The organism is Flavobacterium pectinovorum, from assembly GCF_022802975.1.
Taxonomy (GTDB): Bacteria; Bacteroidota; Bacteroidia; order Flavobacteriales; family Flavobacteriaceae; genus Flavobacterium; species Flavobacterium pectinovorum_B.
Genome location: NZ_JAFEVZ010000002.1, coordinates 339,668 through 356,867 on the forward strand (window position 1 = coordinate 339,668; position 17,200 = coordinate 356,867).

Annotated in this window: 17 protein-coding genes; 13 read left to right on the forward strand and 4 right to left on the reverse strand. The window is 32.8% G+C overall.

Features of this window, described 5'->3' with window-relative positions:
* Nucleotides 1-13: 13 nt before the first annotated feature.
* The 10 genes from FLV_RS04140 (at nt 14) to FLV_RS04185 (ending at nt 11,754) form a co-directional block, all read left to right on the forward strand.
* Nucleotides 14-1,036: a hypothetical protein gene (locus tag FLV_RS04140; RefSeq protein WP_243230976.1), complete on the forward strand. Its 1,023-nt coding sequence runs from the start codon at nt 14-16 to the stop codon at nt 1,034-1,036.
* 156 nt (nt 1,037-1,192) lie between these two features.
* Nucleotides 1,193-2,545, forward strand: a complete 1,353-nt coding sequence (gene ffh, locus FLV_RS04145; RefSeq protein WP_110347836.1) for a signal recognition particle protein — start codon at nt 1,193-1,195, stop codon at nt 2,543-2,545.
* A 148-nt stretch (nt 2,546-2,693) separates the two neighbouring features.
* Nucleotides 2,694-3,575: a bifunctional 5,10-methylenetetrahydrofolate dehydrogenase/5,10-methenyltetrahydrofolate cyclohydrolase gene (locus FLV_RS04150; RefSeq protein ID WP_243230977.1), complete on the forward strand. Its 882-nt coding sequence runs from the start codon at nt 2,694-2,696 to the stop codon at nt 3,573-3,575.
* A gap of 723 nt (nt 3,576-4,298) precedes the next feature.
* On the forward strand, nt 4,299-5,705 hold the full coding sequence (locus FLV_RS04155; RefSeq protein WP_243230980.1) for a TlpA family protein disulfide reductase: 1,407 nt from the start codon (nt 4,299-4,301) through the stop codon (nt 5,703-5,705).
* A gap of 422 nt (nt 5,706-6,127) precedes the next feature.
* Nucleotides 6,128-6,742 carry a hypothetical protein gene (locus FLV_RS04160; RefSeq protein WP_243230981.1) on the forward strand — a complete coding sequence of 205 codons (615 nt, stop codon included), beginning with the start codon at nt 6,128-6,130 and terminating at the stop codon, nt 6,740-6,742.
* A 4-nt stretch (nt 6,743-6,746) separates the two neighbouring features.
* Nucleotides 6,747-7,037, forward strand: coding sequence for a winged helix-turn-helix domain-containing protein (locus tag FLV_RS04165; protein ID WP_163400223.1), 291 nt, complete (start codon nt 6,747-6,749; stop codon nt 7,035-7,037).
* Nucleotides 7,038-7,139: 102 nt separating this feature from the next.
* Nucleotides 7,140-8,525 (forward strand): DUF4173 domain-containing protein, encoded by a 1,386-nt coding sequence (locus tag FLV_RS04170; RefSeq protein ID WP_243230982.1) that lies wholly within the window; start codon nt 7,140-7,142, stop codon nt 8,523-8,525.
* A gap of 252 nt (nt 8,526-8,777) precedes the next feature.
* Nucleotides 8,778-9,254 (forward strand): hypothetical protein, encoded by a 477-nt coding sequence (locus FLV_RS04175; RefSeq protein WP_243230983.1) that lies wholly within the window; start codon nt 8,778-8,780, stop codon nt 9,252-9,254.
* A 294-nt stretch (nt 9,255-9,548) separates the two neighbouring features.
* A complete protein-coding gene (locus tag FLV_RS04180; protein WP_243230984.1) occupies nt 9,549-11,015 on the forward strand; it encodes an ATP-binding protein in 1,467 nt (488 codons plus the stop codon).
* The gene (locus FLV_RS04185) at nt 11,008-11,754 is read left to right on the forward strand and encodes a LytR/AlgR family response regulator transcription factor (RefSeq protein WP_243230985.1); all 747 of its coding nucleotides are present in this window, start codon (nt 11,008-11,010) and stop codon (nt 11,752-11,754) included. Before FLV_RS04180 ends, FLV_RS04185 begins: the two co-directional genes overlap by 8 nt.
* A gap of 40 nt (nt 11,755-11,794) precedes the next feature.
* Here the strand turns inward: FLV_RS04185 and rluF are convergent, their stop codons facing one another.
* The 4 genes from rluF to FLV_RS04205 form a co-directional block, all read right to left on the reverse strand.
* Nucleotides 11,795-12,607, reverse strand: coding sequence for a 23S rRNA pseudouridine(2604) synthase RluF (rluF, locus tag FLV_RS04190; protein WP_243230991.1), 813 nt, complete (start codon nt 12,605-12,607; stop codon nt 11,795-11,797).
* A gap of 106 nt (nt 12,608-12,713) precedes the next feature.
* On the reverse strand, nt 12,714-13,577 hold the full coding sequence (locus FLV_RS04195) for an alpha/beta fold hydrolase (RefSeq protein ID WP_243230992.1): 864 nt from the start codon (nt 13,575-13,577) through the stop codon (nt 12,714-12,716).
* A gap of 55 nt (nt 13,578-13,632) precedes the next feature.
* The gene (locus FLV_RS04200; RefSeq protein ID WP_243230993.1) at nt 13,633-14,412 is read right to left on the reverse strand and encodes a zinc ribbon domain-containing protein; all 780 of its coding nucleotides are present in this window, start codon (nt 14,410-14,412) and stop codon (nt 13,633-13,635) included.
* Nucleotides 14,413-14,415: 3 nt separating this feature from the next.
* Nucleotides 14,416-15,510, reverse strand: a complete 1,095-nt coding sequence (locus FLV_RS04205; protein ID WP_243230995.1) for a Nif3-like dinuclear metal center hexameric protein — start codon at nt 15,508-15,510, stop codon at nt 14,416-14,418.
* A 166-nt stretch (nt 15,511-15,676) separates the two neighbouring features.
* Between FLV_RS04205 and FLV_RS04210 the strand changes: the two genes are divergently transcribed.
* From FLV_RS04210 to lpxK, 3 genes are read left to right on the forward strand one after another with little or no spacing between them, the layout of a single operon-like run.
* Nucleotides 15,677-15,916, forward strand: coding sequence for a DUF2683 family protein (locus FLV_RS04210; RefSeq protein WP_243230996.1), 240 nt, complete (start codon nt 15,677-15,679; stop codon nt 15,914-15,916).
* Nucleotides 15,892-16,173 (forward strand): Txe/YoeB family addiction module toxin, encoded by a 282-nt coding sequence (locus tag FLV_RS04215; protein WP_243230998.1) that lies wholly within the window; start codon nt 15,892-15,894, stop codon nt 16,171-16,173. The genes FLV_RS04210 and FLV_RS04215 overlap by 25 nt, the downstream gene beginning before the upstream one ends.
* A 4-nt stretch (nt 16,174-16,177) precedes the next feature.
* Nucleotides 16,178-17,188, forward strand: a complete 1,011-nt coding sequence (gene lpxK / locus FLV_RS04220; protein WP_243230999.1) for a tetraacyldisaccharide 4'-kinase — start codon at nt 16,178-16,180, stop codon at nt 17,186-17,188.
* Nucleotides 17,189-17,200: the final 12 nt, after the last annotated feature.

A 17,200-nucleotide genomic window follows, 5' to 3' on the forward strand; every position in this document is an offset into this window, starting at 1 on the left:
TAAAAATATAAATATGTTTCGTTTAAAAAAATATTTATCTATTGTGGTTATTCTGTTCTTTTTCTCTTGTCAAAGCGAAACGGATGAACAGGGTCATAATACCCAGACAGTTACCAATGCGTCACCTCTTACGTCTTATTTACAAAGGGTTGCGATGGTAAAAACGGTACAGGATAATATAATCGACGGGTCGACCTATTGCACTATAAAACTGCCCTATACTGTTAAGGTTAATAATGTAGCCATTGCCATAAATACGACTGCAGATTATCAAAAAGTATTGGATAATATCAATGCAAATACTACTGATGATGATATTGTAAAGATAGATTTTCCGGTTACAATGGTTTACTATAATTACATTGAAAAGCTGATTCCAAATCAATCCGATTTTGATTCCTTAATAGACTATTGGAATCTTTACCCTGATCTTTTATCCAAAATCAACGGGTTGAATATAAATTATCCAATAACGATCAGTATTTACAACAGTTACAACCAGATAGGGAGTTCTGTATCTATTGCAAGTGATCAGGCGTTTTTTAATTTTATAAAAAATTTAAATGCCAGTCAGTATATTTCACTAAACTATCCTATTTCAGTAACCGATTATAATAATCAGACAAAATCTATTACGAATAATTCAGAATTCGAAAATGCAATTAAATATGTAATTGATAATTGTTCAGAAAATAATATTGTTGCACTCGATTTTACTGAGACAATAACAAAAGGATCTTGGAAAATTCCTTTCGTTTTTGAGGCTTCAGACAAAACAGCACTGTACAATGGATATACATTTGTTTTTAAAAGTGATAAATCTGTAGTTGCTATCAAAGACGGAGTTTCTGAAACGGGACAATGGGATGTGAAAACAACATATGATACAAAGGAATTTAAAATAAGTTTCAGTTCAAATTTACTTCGCCAATTAGACTTTAACTGGAAATTGTTTGAGTTCAATAATTCTCTGATACGCTTTCGGGAGGTAAGTAATACGACTAACTATCTTTATTTTGAAAAAAATGAATACTAACTGCAGCAAATGGCTTGATCAAAAAAATAAGTATAACAAAAAACCAGTTAGTTAGGCTGGTTTTTTTATTGATATTCACTAAATTTTACAAGTGGGTAACTTTGTGACTTTGGAACTTTAGTTTATATTTGCACTTCAATAAAAGAAAACAAAATTATGTTTGATAATTTAAGTGATAAGCTGGATAAAGCGTTCCATATATTAAAGGGACACGGTAAAATTACAGAAGTAAACGTTGCCGATACCTTAAAAGAAGTTCGTCGTGCATTGCTTGATGCCGATGTTAACTTTAAAATTGCCAAAGATTTTACTGCAAGGGTAAAAGAAAAAGCAATTGGACAGGATGTATTGACTACACTTCAGCCAGGACAATTATTGGTAAAGCTGGTTAAAGATGAACTTACCGAATTAATGGGTGGTGATGTTGCGGGTGTAAATCTTTCCGGAAATCCAACAGTGATTTTGATGTCTGGTTTGCAAGGTTCCGGTAAAACAACTTTCTCAGGAAAATTAGCTAACTTCTTAAAAACAAAGAAAAATAAAAAACCACTTCTTGTAGCCTGTGATATCTACCGTCCTGCGGCGATTAACCAGTTGCATGTTGTGGGAGATCAAATAGGTGTTGAGGTTTACTCAGAACCGGAAAATAAAAATCCTGTAGAAATTGCTCAAAACGCAATCAAACATGCCAAAGCAAACGGATTTAATGTTGTTATCGTCGATACAGCAGGACGTTTGGCAGTAGATCAGGAAATGATGGATGAAATTGCCCGTGTTCACAAAGCAATTCAGCCTCAGGAAACCTTATTCGTTGTCGACTCCATGACAGGACAAGACGCTGTAAACACTGCAAAAGCTTTCAACGATATCTTGAATTTTGATGGAGTTATCTTAACTAAATTAGATGGTGATACTCGTGGTGGAGCAGCGCTTTCAATAAAATCGATTGTAAACAAGCCAATTAAGTTTGTTGGTACCGGAGAAAAAATGGAAGCTATAGATGTTTTCTACCCGGAACGTATGGCGGAGCGTATCTTAGGAATGGGAGACGTTGTGTCGCTTGTTGAAAGAGCTCAGGAACAATTTGATGAAGAAGAAGCCAGAAAACTTCAAAAGAAAATCGCTAAAAACGAATTCGGTTTTGATGATTTCCTTACACAGATTCAACAGGTTAAGAAAATGGGTAATATGAAAGACCTGGTTGGAATGATACCAGGAGCTTCAAAAGCCATGAAAGATGTAGAGATTGAAGACGATGCTTTCAAACATATTGAAGCAATCATTCATTCTATGACCCCTGGAGAAAGAAGCAAACCGGCTATTATCGATGTAAAAAGAAAAGCCAGAATCGCTAAAGGTTCCGGAACAAAAGTCGAGCAGGTAAATCAGCTAATGAAGCAGTTTGACCAAATGAGCAAGATGATGAAGATGATGCAGGGACCGGGCGGAAAAAACCTGATGAAAATGATGGGAGGCATGAAAGGAATGCCAGGCGGAATGCCGAGATAATAAAATTGAAAGTTTCAAGTTTCAGGTTTCAAGTTAGAGACTGAAATTTGAAACTTTTTCACTTAAGATATTTAAGAGTTTCGTTTCAACGCTAAACCTGAAACTTGAAACCTGAAACAAAATAAATTTAAACCTGAAACAAAAAACAATGCAGATACTAGACGGTAAAAAAACATCTGAAGACATTAAAAATGAAATTGCAGCCGAAGTTCAATCCATAAAAGAAGCCGGAGGAAAAGTACCTCATTTAGCAGCTGTTTTGGTGGGTAATAATGGGGCAAGTTTAACTTATGTAGGAAGTAAAGTAAAATCCTGTCAGCAAATTGGCTTCGATTCAACTTTGGTAGCTTTGCCTGAAGATATTACCGAAGCAGATTTATTAGCAAAAATTAAGGAGTTAAACGAAGATGATAATCTTGACGGATATATCGTTCAGTTGCCTTTGCCAAAACATATCAACGAAGAAAAAATTCTTTTGGCAATTGATCCTGACAAAGATGTTGACGGGTTTCACCCGACAAACTTTGGAAGAATGGCTTTAGAAATGGAAACATTTATTCCTGCAACACCATTCGGAATCATGCAGTTGTTAGAGCGTTACAAAGTAGAAACTGCAGGAAAACATACTGTAGTAATTGGAAGAAGCCATATCGTAGGACGTCCGATGAGTATCTTAATGAGCCGCAAAGGAAATCCTGGAGATTCGACCGTTACCCTAACGCACAGTCGTACTAAAAACTTAGAAGAATTTACTAAAAATGCCGATATTATCATTACCGCTTTGGGGGTTCCTGAATTTTTAAAGGGTGATATGGTTAAGGACGGAGTTGTAATTATTGACGTTGGAATTACTCGTGTAGATGATGCATCAAATCCAAAAGGATATGTGATAAAAGGCGACGTTGATTTTGACGGTGTAAGCAAAAAAGCTTCATTCATCACACCGGTTCCGGGCGGAGTAGGACCAATGACCATTGCGATGTTACTTCAAAATACACTTTTGGCGAGAAAAATTAGAAGTAGAAAATAATAATTTGAGATAACTTATTAAAAGTCCTAAACGAAAGTTTAGGACTTTTTTTGTAGTTTATGTTTAGATAAATGGGCAGATTGTATTTTAATCAATAGAAAATCATCTAAATGCAATTTTTAATATTTAATTGAGTTTATTATAAATGATTAGATTTAAAATAATAAAAAACTTATTAAAAACAACCTGTTTTTTTGTGTAAAAAAGAATAAAACATAAACGATTAAATAACGAAACACTGATATTCAAAGCCTGAAGAAAATTTTTCATATATGTAAAATTTATTTTTTAGCGGTCATATATGGTATCGCCTTTTACTTATTGGTGTTTGCTTGCAGCAAACTCTTTGTTAATGGCGATTTCATATTTCCAGAAATGATAATCAGTGTTTAATAATTGAGGTTTTTCGCCTAAAATAATGGATTTCAAAAAAGACAATTTCTTAGTGAAACATAAAAAAAATCTGCTAAATCTGCGGGATAAATTTTAAATTACTTCCCGCAGATTTGGCTGATTTAGCAGATTTAGCGAATTCCGTAGCTGCCGGAAATTGATTTTCCATTAATTATGGAGAAGAACCATAATTGAAGAACATATATAAAGCATTATAAACAAAAAGTAATCTAAATATCTATGAAATGAGCATGACCGAAAATTGGTCGCAAAAACCAATGATGATATGCGAATTACATATGACCGATAAAAAACAATAAATATCAATATATGAATAAAATAGTTACAGTTTCTATTGTTGTTTTAATTTTTAATCTGCCAATTTTTGCTCAGACAAAAAAATTAAACAATTTAAATTCAGCGGAAATATCAAATAATAAAAAAGGATTAAGTTTAAAGAGAAATCCTGGAATTGATGCTAAAAAAAGTATTGACAATTCAGATACAATAGAGATATCCCTTGAGAAAGCTGAAGGATTTGGACCAAACGGAAACAGTAGTCACGTAATTGCTCCTAAGAGTAGTATGGACAGTTTAGAATTGGCAGCATTTCCAAAAATGAAAAATATTCCAAATACTTTAAGTAATGTTGTTGAGTATTGTTTTCATTTAAATAGATTTCAGTTCTTTTATCAAAATTATCGCAAAGGAGTATTTCCTAAAGACTATTTTTTTAAAGAAGCTGCGAGACAAAAATGGAATTTAAAAGACACCATTCGATTAACAGAAAAAGAGTTAAAAAACACAATTTCTATTGCCACTGGAGTTAATTCAGAAGGTAATTCGGTTTGTATTATTGATTCTCAGAATAATGATGACTTTTCTGATGATGTATTCAAAATTCTGTTATCGAATGTTTATAAGCAGGATGATGTTGTAAGTAATTCATTATCAATAGATGTGGAGGCTTTTAATGGTGAATCTGTTAAAAAAGAAAAACAATTAATGTTTGTTGAATTATCTAGAGATAAAAAAGCAGTATCATTTAGTTTTCCTCAATTTAGATATGGCAGGTTTAAATACAAAAACAAATCATATCTCATTTCTGGAGAATCATACTCATATTTTCAATCTATTTATGTTTTAGAAGACAAACCCTATTTTTCATCTCCCGGCAGAGACAAAGAAATTAAACCTTTTCAATTTGTAGAACTCGGAGGTGATTATTTTCAATACATTCCAAAATCTCAAAATTCAGAAAAGATATTATTGCAAAAAGTACCTCGTCCGGAAGAAAAGTCATTACTTGTTTCAAATCAAGTAGAAATGGTAGCACCCAATATTAAAGGATTAAACATCCTGAATGATTCAAATATTTCTTTAAAATCCACTAAAGGGAAATATGTTTTTATCGACTTTTGGTCGACATCCTGTGGTCCATGTATTGCAGAGTTTCCTAATATAAAAGAGGCTTATGAAAAATATGATAGGAGTCAATTAGAAATAATTGGAATTGTTGATGATAGAACTGGAGGTAAAATCAAGGAATTTATCCAAAGTAAAAATTTAATCTGGCCCAATATCAATATGAATATTAAATCAACAGTTATTCAGGGTTATGATATTAAAAGTTATCCAACTACTTATTTGATTGATCCTAATGGAATAATTATAGCAACTAATTTAAGAGGAAGTGAGCTATTGAATAAATTACTTTCCTTAAAAGTAAAAGAGTAATTGACACAGCACAGATGTAATAAGTGATGGTTTTAAAAGATTTTAAAATTCTAATAAAAAGATATTTGAACCCGTTGGGTGAAATTGATTAAAAAGATTGATTTGATTATAAAAGTATAAAAATTGAGAGTGAAACATCATTTATAACTTAGGAAATTGATGTCATCCTGAGCGGAGTCGAAGGCTTTTGAATACGAAAGGGCTTCGACTAAGTATATCCTGAGGAAAGCCGAACGGACTCAGTCTGACACTCCTTTTTAATTTCACCCAACGGGTTATTTGACTTTAATTTTTTTTATGCACTTAAATAAGCGTCATTTGTCTTTAATATGTGTCAATTTTAAATATCGAAAAAAAAGATCAGGTATTTATATTGTCAATTCAAAATAAATAATAACTTTGTAATGCAAAGTACTTTAATTATGAATCAGAAGCACCAGGAAGATTTAGCACATATTCGTTCTATGATGGAACGCTCTTCAAGATTTATATCCTTAAGCGGGCTCTCAGGAGTTTTTGCGGGATTGTCTGCTCTTATCGGCGGATTGTACGTTTACCAATTGTTTAAAGCAAATGGTCTGGACTATTTTGATGGTTATCATAAATTGTACTCGGTCAATTTAGTTTCAGAGTTAATTTGGATTGCTCTCATAATTTTGGTGTCTGCACTTACATTTGGAATCTTTTTTACTATTAGAAAAAGTAAAAAATATGATTTACCGATTTGGACATCGGCAACAAAAAAGATGCTGTTAAATTTAGCCATTCCACTTGTGGCAGGCGGTATATTTTGTCTGGCGCTTTTATACCATCAAATATATGTTTTAATTGCTCCTGCGACTTTAATTTTTTACGGACTTGCTCTTGTAAATGCAGAAAAATATACCTTTTCGGATGTCAAGTATTTGGGATATTGCGAATTGGTTTTAGGCTTTATTTCTCTGTTCTTTTTAGGATATGGTTTGGTTTTTTGGATCATAGGTTTTGGTATTTTACACATTTTGTACGGACTAATAATGTTCAAAAAATACAAATAGACCAATGGGAATCATTGATAAACTAAATAAAGATTTTGAAAGCCGTGTCAGATTAGGTATAATGTCTATTCTGATCGTTAATGAGTGGATTGATTTCACAGAAATGAAAACACTTTTGAATATCACAGACGGTAATTTAGCAAGTCATTCCTCTGCCCTTGAAAAAGCGCAGTATATTGAAGTAAAAAAAGAATTTGTAGGTAAAAAACCTAGAACTTCCTATAAAGTTACAGATCTCGGGCGTGCTGCCTTTAAAGAACATCTCAATTATCTTGAAAAATTAATGAAATTCTAAAAGCTAAAATTTTTTATCTAAAAACTTTGAAATACAAAGTACTTTTTAATTTATTCGGTTAAAACAACAAACAACAAACAACAAACAATTAATTCTATAATCATGAAAAAACATCAATTTATTCTGGCCAGCAGTTTGATTTTTACACTGCTTTTTTACAATGAGACATTAGGGGTTAATCTGGCGCTTTTCGGTTTGGGCTTAACCGCTGCCATCTGTTATTTTTTTCAGGACAAATTTACAGACAGAACCCATTTAATATTAGTTGTTACTTCTATACTGTCTTGTCTGGCGTTTGCCTGGTATGGAGATTTTGCTTCTTTTTGGGCTTTGGCATTGTCGATTACCTTTTTACAGTTTAAAACCCATGAAAGAGAACTTAAAGTCATTCAGGTTATGCCGCTAATCTTTTTAAACGGAATTACATCAATAGGCCGTATTTTTATGTTTGCGCAATGGCTTCCCGAAAAGAAAATCCATAATAATTTTGCTAAAAAACTGGTAGCCTTTGTTGTTATTCCAACCATTTTTTTAGGATTGTTTTTTATTGTCTATTCTTTCGGAAGCGATCATTTTTCTTCACTCTTTACAGATTATACTTTAGACATTGATATCTGGCAGCTTATCGTTATTTCAGGTTTAGGATTCTACATTTCATTTAGCTTTTGGAATTACTGGATTCCCGAAGTTTGTTATGAAAAAAAACATTTACTGGATAATGATTTTAGCAATACTGAGGAGATCGAAAACCGAAATACATTTTCTTTCCTTGATGTCGATTTTGAAAGAAAGAGCGGCGAAATTACGCTCATACTGCTAAATCTAATGTTGTTGATTTTCATCGGAACCTATAATTACGAGCAGTTTTTTGAGGTGGTCGAAAAAACGAATTTAAGCTCAGATACACACGAACGTGTAAATGCCGTAATCTTCTCCATCGTCATGGCTGTCGGGGTAATTCTATTTTATTTCAAAGGCGGATTCAATTTTGATGAAAAAGCTGCACAGATCAAAAGACTTGCCAAAATCTGGATTGTGTTAAACTGTGTTTTAATTATAAGTGCATTTACAAAAAATACCGAATATATTGCCTTTTTTGGGTTAACCTATAAAAGGCTGGGAGTGTATTTGTTTTTAGCTTTAGCAATTGTAGGTTTAATGTTTTCTTTTCAAAAAATTATCAGGCAAAAAACAAACGCTTATCTTTTTAATCACATGATTTGGTACTTGTACGGAACGATTTTGGTTTGCAGTTATTTCAATTGGGGAAATCTGATTACCAATTATAATATTTCAGTTAATAAAGGAGTAGAGCCGAAGTTTCTTAGTGATTTGAATTTTAATGATGAATCAAGAAGAGAATATTTTTTAAAGAACAATTTAGACGGTCAGCTAAAAGAAACTGCAAGAGAATACGAAATTCATTCTTATCAGGAAAAATCTTTTTTATCAAAACCGTTGTATTATGAGTTTTTGAAAAATAGATAAAAGAGAAAAACAAATCCTATTCTAATGAGTAGGATTTGTTTTATAAAAAAGATTGTTTGTTGAATTTGTGTAATTTATTTAACGTTAAAAGACTAAAAACATCGTTTAATAACGTATTTGTAAAAAGTTATTAAGAAATACTTTGTTATATTTGAATTCTGAAATTTACTGGTTATATCAGTTAAATATGCCTTAATTTAGTACTGTTTCATGAAAAATATTAATTAACCTAACCTCTAAAAAATTATTACTATGGAAAAAACTATTCTTAATTCTCCAATCGAAAAAATCTACCCTCCGGGTAAATGCATTAAAAAAGCAACAAAAAATAAACTAACTCAAAAACCTGTAAGCTTTCCAGAAAACAATACACAAATTCCTTTTTCTCCTATAGTTCAGGCTACTTTCACAGATTCTGAAACGCTTCAGGTTAGAGCCGTTTTTTTGGTGTCAACCAATACAGAACTAAATAATGATAAATTAGAATTTATGATTTATCAAAATTGGTATGTAGATCTTGAAGGAAATCGTCAGTTACAATTTTTTATAACTTATGATATAGATGATGCTATAGGTAAAGACTTTGATATTTATGAGATAAGTTTTAAAGCTGAAAAAGATCCTTATGGGGAAGATGCATTTAAGAGCGTTAAAACGATTCAGACTTTTCTATGGGATATAGATCCTGAAACTTCAAGAGGAACTGAAACTTCTGTGGTAAGAACTTAGAAGATTATAAATATAGAAATGAACAATAATCAAAAATGTTTTTTTATTGCTTTATCTTTTTTATTGAATTCTATTTTTGTTTTTTCACAAGGTAAACCTGTAGACTATTTACTTAAATCGGAAGTAAAAAAGAAAGTTTTAAAATATAACCAAGAAATTAATTTTAACAAAGCACAAGTTTTCTTTTTTGGAAAGAACTGGGATTCAACATTAGTTTATTCAATAAAGCAGCTTAGTAGTAAAAAAGCTCCCGAGTTAAAAAATTATTGTCATTATTTTAGAGCAGTCAGCTTCTTGGAGAAAAAAATTTTTAATGAGGCAAAAAAAGAATTTAATTTAATTTCTTCTGACTTTAGATTTAACTATAAAGTCAATTTTTTACTTGGTGAAATTGCATTAGAGCAAAATGAATTTAAAATAGCACTATCACATTTTAATGCTATCGAAAAACTTAGTGAAGACCTATATGATTTTAAAGAAAGTGGAGTTTTACTTAACATAGGATTATGCCATTTGCACTTGAGGGAATTTGATGATGCTGAAAAGTATTTTTTTAGAAGTGTCGAATTGCAAGAGGTTGAAAAAGACAGTTTAATGCTTATAAGTTCTTATATGAATATTGCGAATTTGTATTACACTCAGTACAAAGATAATCAGGCAATACCTTATTTTGAAAAGGCTTATAGCTTATCTAAAAAAGTAAAATCCTTTGATTTAAAAAGAGCAGCAGCCAAAAATATGGCAGCAGTAGAAGAAAATAGAAAAAATTTCCAGACTGCATTGGTATACAGAAAAGAATACGAAGCTTGGAAAGATTCCCTAAACGACCAAAATAAAGTCTGGGAAATTGCAGAAGTTGAAAAGAAATTTGCCATTAAGCAAAAACAAAAAGAAGTCAATGTTCTCGCTGCAGAGAATAAAGCAAAAATAGCCGAAAGAAATGGGTTTCTCATTTCTTCGGTTTTATTGTTTGTACTGTTGGGTACCGGGGTTTATTTTTACAGACAAAAAATCAGAAACAATAAAATCATCTTAGCACAGAAAAATGAACTGGATGAACTCAATGCTACAAAAGATAAATTGTTCTCTATTGTCAGCCATGATTTGCGTTCCTCTGTAAATGCACTGAAAGTGAGTAATAGTAAGCTTTTAGATAATCTGGAAAGTAAAAACTACACAGAACTCGATGTTTTACTCCACAAAAACAGCTCCATTGCCAGTGGTGCCTATAATTTGCTGGATAACCTGCTCAATTGGGCTTTATTGCAGACCCAGCAGAGCTATTTTTATCAGGAATCCTTGCATCTGACTTCAATTGTTAAGCATGTAGAATACAATTACAAACCGTTGATGCTAAACAAGAATATTGATTTTAAAAGCAGTATTTCAACTTCAGATTATGTGTTTGCTGATCTGGATTCGCTTAAAATCATCATTCGGAATTTTTTAGACAATGCCATTAAATTCTCTAAAGAAAACGGAACGATTTCTATTTACAGCCGTCCTGCATCAGAAGAATTTTGTTATCTGGTCATCGAAGACACCGGATTAGGGATGAGCGAAGCAACAAGAAGAGAATTATTAAAAGAAACCATTTTGCTGTCTAAAAAGCAAAACGATGATAGTATAGGAACCGGGTTAGGAATGCAGTTGTGCAAAAGCCTGATTCGCAAAAACGAAGGAACACTCGACATAGAAAGTGAAGAAGGTGTTGGAACTAAAATCATCATAGGATTACCAAAGTTTAAAAATCATGGATAATATAAATGTACTTATTGTCGAAGATACGCCGGCCGAAAGCGATGCACTTGTAAAAGTACTAACCGAAAACAATTACAACATCGCCGGAATTGCCCGTACGTACCAGGATGCGCTAACACTATTTTACCAAAACACAATTGACATCGTGGTTATCGATGTTTTTTTAGATGGAAAAGCGGACGGAATTACCTTTGCAGAAACAATCAATATTGTTCCCAATAGTGTAAAACCATTTGTTTTTTTAACCAGCTCAAAAGATCGTCAGATATTTGAAAGAGCCAAACTGACCAAACCTTTTAGCTTTTTGATGAAACCATTCAATGAACTTGAAATTTTATATGCCCTTGAGATGGCTGTCGAAAAGTTTTACGGGCAAAGCAATGCTTTTCACAGCGAAGATCAAAATGCAGTAATAAGTAATGATTCGCTGTTTATCAAAAAAAATAAATCCTTAAAAAAAGTACAAATTAAGAATATTGTCTACATAGAAGTCGAAGACCGCTACTGTAATATTATAACCGAAACAGAAAAGTTTGTCATTTTGATCTCCTTAACCAAAATCATTCAGCTGCTGGATCCGGCAAAATTTTTTCAGACCCATCGAAATTACATTGTAAACGCTTCAAAAATTCAGGAAATAATTGTGAATGATAATTTGATTGTTCTAAAAGGGAATCATAAAGTTACGTTAAGCGATAAGTACAAAGACTTCGTGAAAAACTTTAGAGTATTAAAATAGCGATCACTTGAATGTCGAAGTCATTGTTATGGCAAAAGGATTAATAATCTCCTCTTTTTTTAAACCTCGGATCGTGTTTTGAAATAAATTCTGTTCTTCGCTTCGGAGCTTCGGTTTTAGGTAAACTTGCTTCTTCGGTTTTGCTGGAAGGTTCGATTAACTGATTTAATTCTTTGATTTCAGCATCGGTTAAATCCCTGTAACGACCCACGGGAACATCCAGTGAAATATTGATGATCCGGATGCGTTTTAATGCCGTAACTTCATAACCTAAATACTCAGACATTCTTCTAATCTGACGATTTAAACCTTGTGTCAGAATAATCTTAAAAGTGTATTTACTGATTTGTTCTACTTTACATTTTCGGGTAACAGTATCTAAAATTGGAACACCATTTCCCATGCGTTGTATAAAACGTTCCGTAATAGGTTTGTTTACCGTTACGGTATATTCTTTTTCGTGATTGTTTCGGGCGCGTAAAATCTTGTTTACAATATCGCCGTCATTGGTCATAAAAATCAGTCCTTCGCTGGCTTTGTCGAGCCTTCCAATCGGAAAAATACGTTTTGGATAATTGATGTAATCGACAATATTGTTTCGGACTTCAAGATTGGTGGTGCATTCAATTCCGGTAGGTTTGTTGAAAGCCAGATACACCATTTTTTCGTGTTTCTCAACGATTAACTTTCCATCTATGCGCACTTCGTCATCAGGCGAAACTTTGGTTCCCATTTCAGGTACGGCACCGTTTATGGTTACACGTCCTTCTTCGATAAGTTTGTCTGCTTCTCGACGAGAACAATAACCGGTTTCTCCAATGAATTTGTTAAGGCGTTTTAGATTTTCTTCCATATTGCAAAAGTAGGCAAAATTTAGACTTCTTAGATCTTTAGATTTTAGACTTCTTAGATTTTTGGAAAAACTCATATAGAATCTACAAAAAACCTTTGTTTCTTTATCACTTTGAATCTTTTGAAGAAAAAAGAAACTCAATTACCTTTTCATACAATTCATCATCGTGCATGCCATGGCCTAAACCTTTGGTTTCTATAAACTGGCTGTTTTTCCAGTTGCTTGCGATTTTTTTTCCTTCTTCAAAAGCGACAATTTTATCTGTTGTATCGTGCGCAATTAATCCGGGAATATTAAATTGAGAAGCGAATTTTTGCCCGGAGAAATCTTCGAGTTTAAAATTGAAATGCGTTAAAAAACGATTTTCCAGAAGTGAAAACATTTTGGTATTCAGACTCAGCATCGATACATAATTGTCAATCAGTGTTTTTAGTTCTGAAGGTGCTCCCAAAATGACCATTTTATTGATGCTGGTATCAGGGAATAGATATTGATGATACACACAGGCAGCTCCGCCAATAGAATGTCCGATGATAATATCCGGTTGGTATTTTTCTACCGTTTTATTGATAAACTCGGCATAAAGCGGAACATTAAATTCCTTACCGCTGCTTTGTCCATGTGCAGGAGCGTCAAGGGCGATAATCGTACTTCCTGATTTTTGAAGATGCGGCAGTGTTTTTTTCCAACGCGAAGCATTACTTTCCCATCCGTGAACCAGCAGGATTTTGGTTTCGTTTCCTTTCCAGATATAGGTTTGAAAATGGTGTTCGTTGTGGTGAAACGTTTCTGTTTCTGTATTCTTTAAAACTTTTGGTAATTTTTCTTTTTGTAATCTGCCTTCACGTGGCTGACTGAAAAGTGCGTATGAAAGTTCTATGGCTTTTTGTGGTCGAACATAACTCAGCAAGTTAATGTATTGCCCAACCGATTTTAATGTAATAAAACGAATTCCTTTTTTAAGTCCCAAAACCAGTAAATTTTATAGTAAAAAAAAGTCCCGATGTAGATCGGGACAATTTTATTTAGATTTTAGCGAACAATTGTTCCATTTTTTCTCTTTCTTCATCAGCAAGTGAGCTGTCAACTAAGATTCTTCCAGAGTGCTCATCAGTGATAATTTTCTTTCTTGAAGCAATTTCTACCTGTGTTTGTGGTGGAATTGTGAAGAAAGACCCTGCTGAAGCTCCTCTTTCGATTGATACTACCGCTAATCCGTTACGAACACTGCTTCTGATTCTGTTGTAAGCAGCCAATAATCTGTCTTCGATTTGTGCAGAATACTCGGCAGATTTCTCAGTTAAGAAGATTTCTTCTTTTTGAGTTTCAGCCATGATAGCATCTAACTCAGATTTTTTATGTTTTAAATGAGAACTTTTAGCTTCTAATTTTTCTTTTAAATTAGAGATAACTTCTTTTTTGTGTTCGATAGAAGCTTTCATTTCTTTGATTTGCTTTTCAGCTAATTGAATTTCTAATTCCTGAAATTCAACTTCTTTAGTCAAAGAATTAAATTCTCTGTTATTGCGAACTGATTCTTGTTGTTTAGTGTATTTTTTGATAACCTCTTTGTGCTCTTCAATAGCATTTTTCTTAGTTTTAATAAGATCCTCAACTACTTCAAGTTCACTTTTAAGTTTTTCTGAACGAGTGCTTAAACCTGCAACTTCATCTTCTAAATCTTCAACTTCTAATGGAAGTTCTCCTCTTACGTTTCTGATTTCGTCAATTCTCGAGTCAATAAGCTGTAAATCGTATATTGCTCTTAACTTGTCCTCAACACTTAATTCTTTCGTATTCGCCATATTCTATAAGTACTTAACTGGATTTGTATTTTCTTCTGATAAAATGATGGCAAAATTAAGGATTTTTTTCCTAAGATAATCAACAATATAATTTTTTGTATAGCGTTCGCTCTCAAAATGACCAATATCGGCTAAAAGTAACTTGTTTTCGGCTTCATAAAATTGATGATATTTTAAATCGGCTGTTAAAAAAGCATCAGCCCCGGTCTGAATTGCATTTTTGATAGCAAAACTTCCTGAGCCGCCAAGAACAGCAACTTTCTTTGTTTTTTTTCCTGTAAAGGCTGAATGACGAATCCCATCAGCAATCATTTTGTCTTTTACAAAGTGAAGAAAATCTTTCTCATCCATTTCTGATTCCAGTTCGCCAATCATGCCCAGGCCGATATTTTGGTGTGAATTCTGTAAATCATAAATTTCATAAGCTACTTCTTCATAAATATGATTCGTTAAAAGAGCTTTTAAAACTCTGGATTGTAAATGTTTTTCAAAAACAACTTCAATTTTTATTTCGGTTCCGGTATGGAGTTTTCCTTTTTCTCCAATTACAGGATTGCTGTCTTCATTTCCCTGAAAAGTAAAAAAACCTTCAGAATTAAAACTGCAATTTTCATAGTTTCCAATAGTTCCGGCTCCGGCTTCAAACAATGCATTTCGAACTTTATCTGAATTATCAGGAGTGGTGTAAGTAACTAATTTTTGAATGAAATTCTGTTTCGGAATTAATACCTTAGTATTGATTAAACCTAAAGCATCGCAAAATATTTTGTTTACTCCTTGCGAATGATTGTCCAGCGCAGTGTGAACGGCATAAATGGCGATGTCATTTTTGATGGCTTTTAAAATGGCACGTTCGACATAGTTTTTACCTGTGATTTTTTTGATTCCGGAGAATAATATCGGATGAAAGCAAACGACCAGATTACAGTTTTTAGCAATCGCTTCTTCAATTACAGTTTCCAAAGCATCGTGGCAGACCAAAACTCCGGAACTTTCCGTTTCTGCATCACCCACTAAAAGTCCCACGTTATCAAAGTCTTCGGCGTAAGCCAAAGGAGCCATTTGTTCTAGAACGTTTATTATATTTTTGATTTTCATTTGAATTTTGTTTCAGGTTTCAAGTTTCAGGTTTGGATTTGAAACACAAAACAAATTAACGAATAAACTTTAAATTTTTTGATGTTGTTTTATACAAAAGTAATACGAGTAGCACAATATTACTGGTATTACTTTTTTGTATATTTGTATTTCTAAATCCAAAGTTATGACGACAATAAAAATTAACGAACGTACCAAGTCAGGCAAAGCATTCATGGCTATGTTTGACGCTTTTTTTAAAGGCGTTGAAGGAATTGAAGTTATTGAAACGGCTTCTGAAAAAACAAAAAAAAGTGAAAGTCCATACGATCCTGAATTTGTGAAAATGGTATTGGACTCAGAGAAAAGAGGTAAGTATACAGAAGTTGATCCAAAGAATGTATGGGGAAGTTTAGGCTTAAAATAGAAAAATTAGCTGAAGCACATTTAAAGAAACATTTTAAAGCAGGCAATCAAGGCAGTATTAAAAAAATCACTCAAATATTAGATGAACTCAGTGAAACTCCTTATGAAGGTGTTGGGAAACCGGAAGCATTAAAATACGGACTAAGTGGTTTTTGGTCGAGAGAAATAAATTCTAAAGACAGAATTATATATAAAGTAGAAGAAGATATAGTTACCGTTTTTGTAATTTCCGCAATGGGTCATTATTCTGATAAATAACTTTATGAATTTACTTCGAAAAATATTTTTCCCGTTTGCCATTTTATATGGACTTATTACTTCAATTCGTAATTTTCTTTTTGATAAAGGAATTTTAAAATCTACTTCATTTGATATTCCTGTTATTGCGGTTGGAAATCTCAGTGTAGGCGGAACCGGCAAAACGCCTCAAATTGAATATTTAATACGGTTATTGTCGGATAATTACAGAGTCGCTACTTTAAGTCGTGGTTATAAGCGTAAGTCCGAAGGTTTTGTTTTGGCTGATGTAACTTCAAATGCCGAAATTTTAGGTGATGAACCTTTTCAGTTTTACCAAAAATTTCCAAATATTCAGGTCGCAGTTGATGCAAATCGAACAAACGGAATTTCTCAATTACTTTCTCAAAAAATAAAACCGGAAATAATTTTACTGGATGATGCTTATCAGCACCGAAAAGTAAAAGCAGGATTTTATATTTTACTGACTGCATTTGATGATTTATATGCAGATGATTTTATGCTGCCAACCGGAAATTTGCGTGAGAGCAGGAGCGGGGCAAATAGAGCGAATATTGTTGTGGTAACGAAATGTCCGAAGAATTTATCCGATGAAGAACAAAATAAGATTAGGGAGAAATTAAAATTAAATTGTTCGCAGCAAATCTATTTTACTTTTATAGATTATGATGATGCGATTTACAACAAAGAAAATAAAATAGCTGTAACCGAAATTAAATCAGAGCCAAAAGTGCTTTTGGCCGGAATTGCAAAACCTAAACCGTTTTTTGATTTTCTGAAAAATGAAAAGGATGAATGTTTGACATTTCCGGATCATCATCATTTTACTGAAACGGATTTAAATGAAATTCAGCATAAGGCTCAGGGTAAAAAAATCATTACTACTGAAAAAGATTTTGTGCGACTGAAAGACTCTGATTTGGTTTCACGATTGTATTATCTTCCTATAAAAAGTACTTTTATCAATCATCAGCAAAATTTCAATGCGTCTATTCTCGAGTATGTAAAAAGTTGATTTTAAGTGAAA

What these genes read in the sequence shown, in the direction of transcription:
- FLV_RS04140 (WP_243230976.1), top strand. Translation starts at nt 14, where the DNA reads ATGTTTCGTTTAAAAAAATATTTATCTATTGTGGTTATTCTGTTCTTT.
- ffh (WP_110347836.1), top strand. Translation starts at nt 1,193, where the DNA reads ATGTTTGATAATTTAAGTGATAAGCTGGATAAAGCGTTCCATATATTA.
- FLV_RS04150 (WP_243230977.1), top strand. Translation starts at nt 2,694, where the DNA reads ATGCAGATACTAGACGGTAAAAAAACATCTGAAGACATTAAAAATGAA.
- FLV_RS04155 (WP_243230980.1), top strand. Translation starts at nt 4,299, where the DNA reads ATGAATAAAATAGTTACAGTTTCTATTGTTGTTTTAATTTTTAATCTG.
- FLV_RS04160 (WP_243230981.1), top strand. Translation starts at nt 6,128, where the DNA reads ATGAATCAGAAGCACCAGGAAGATTTAGCACATATTCGTTCTATGATG.
- FLV_RS04165 (WP_163400223.1), top strand. Translation starts at nt 6,747, where the DNA reads ATGGGAATCATTGATAAACTAAATAAAGATTTTGAAAGCCGTGTCAGA.
- FLV_RS04170 (WP_243230982.1), top strand. Translation starts at nt 7,140, where the DNA reads ATGAAAAAACATCAATTTATTCTGGCCAGCAGTTTGATTTTTACACTG.
- FLV_RS04175 (WP_243230983.1), top strand. Translation starts at nt 8,778, where the DNA reads ATGGAAAAAACTATTCTTAATTCTCCAATCGAAAAAATCTACCCTCCG.
- FLV_RS04185 (WP_243230985.1), top strand. Translation starts at nt 11,008, where the DNA reads ATGGATAATATAAATGTACTTATTGTCGAAGATACGCCGGCCGAAAGC.
- rluF (WP_243230991.1), bottom strand. Translation starts at nt 12,607, where the DNA reads ATGGAAGAAAATCTAAAACGCCTTAACAAATTCATTGGAGAAACCGGT.
- FLV_RS04200 (WP_243230993.1), bottom strand. Translation starts at nt 14,412, where the DNA reads ATGGCGAATACGAAAGAATTAAGTGTTGAGGACAAGTTAAGAGCAATA.
- FLV_RS04205 (WP_243230995.1), bottom strand. Translation starts at nt 15,510, where the DNA reads ATGAAAATCAAAAATATAATAAACGTTCTAGAACAAATGGCTCCTTTG.
- FLV_RS04210 (WP_243230996.1), top strand. Translation starts at nt 15,677, where the DNA reads ATGACGACAATAAAAATTAACGAACGTACCAAGTCAGGCAAAGCATTC.
- FLV_RS04215 (WP_243230998.1), top strand. Translation starts at nt 15,892, where the DNA reads ATGGGGAAGTTTAGGCTTAAAATAGAAAAATTAGCTGAAGCACATTTA.
- lpxK (WP_243230999.1), top strand. Translation starts at nt 16,178, where the DNA reads ATGAATTTACTTCGAAAAATATTTTTCCCGTTTGCCATTTTATATGGA.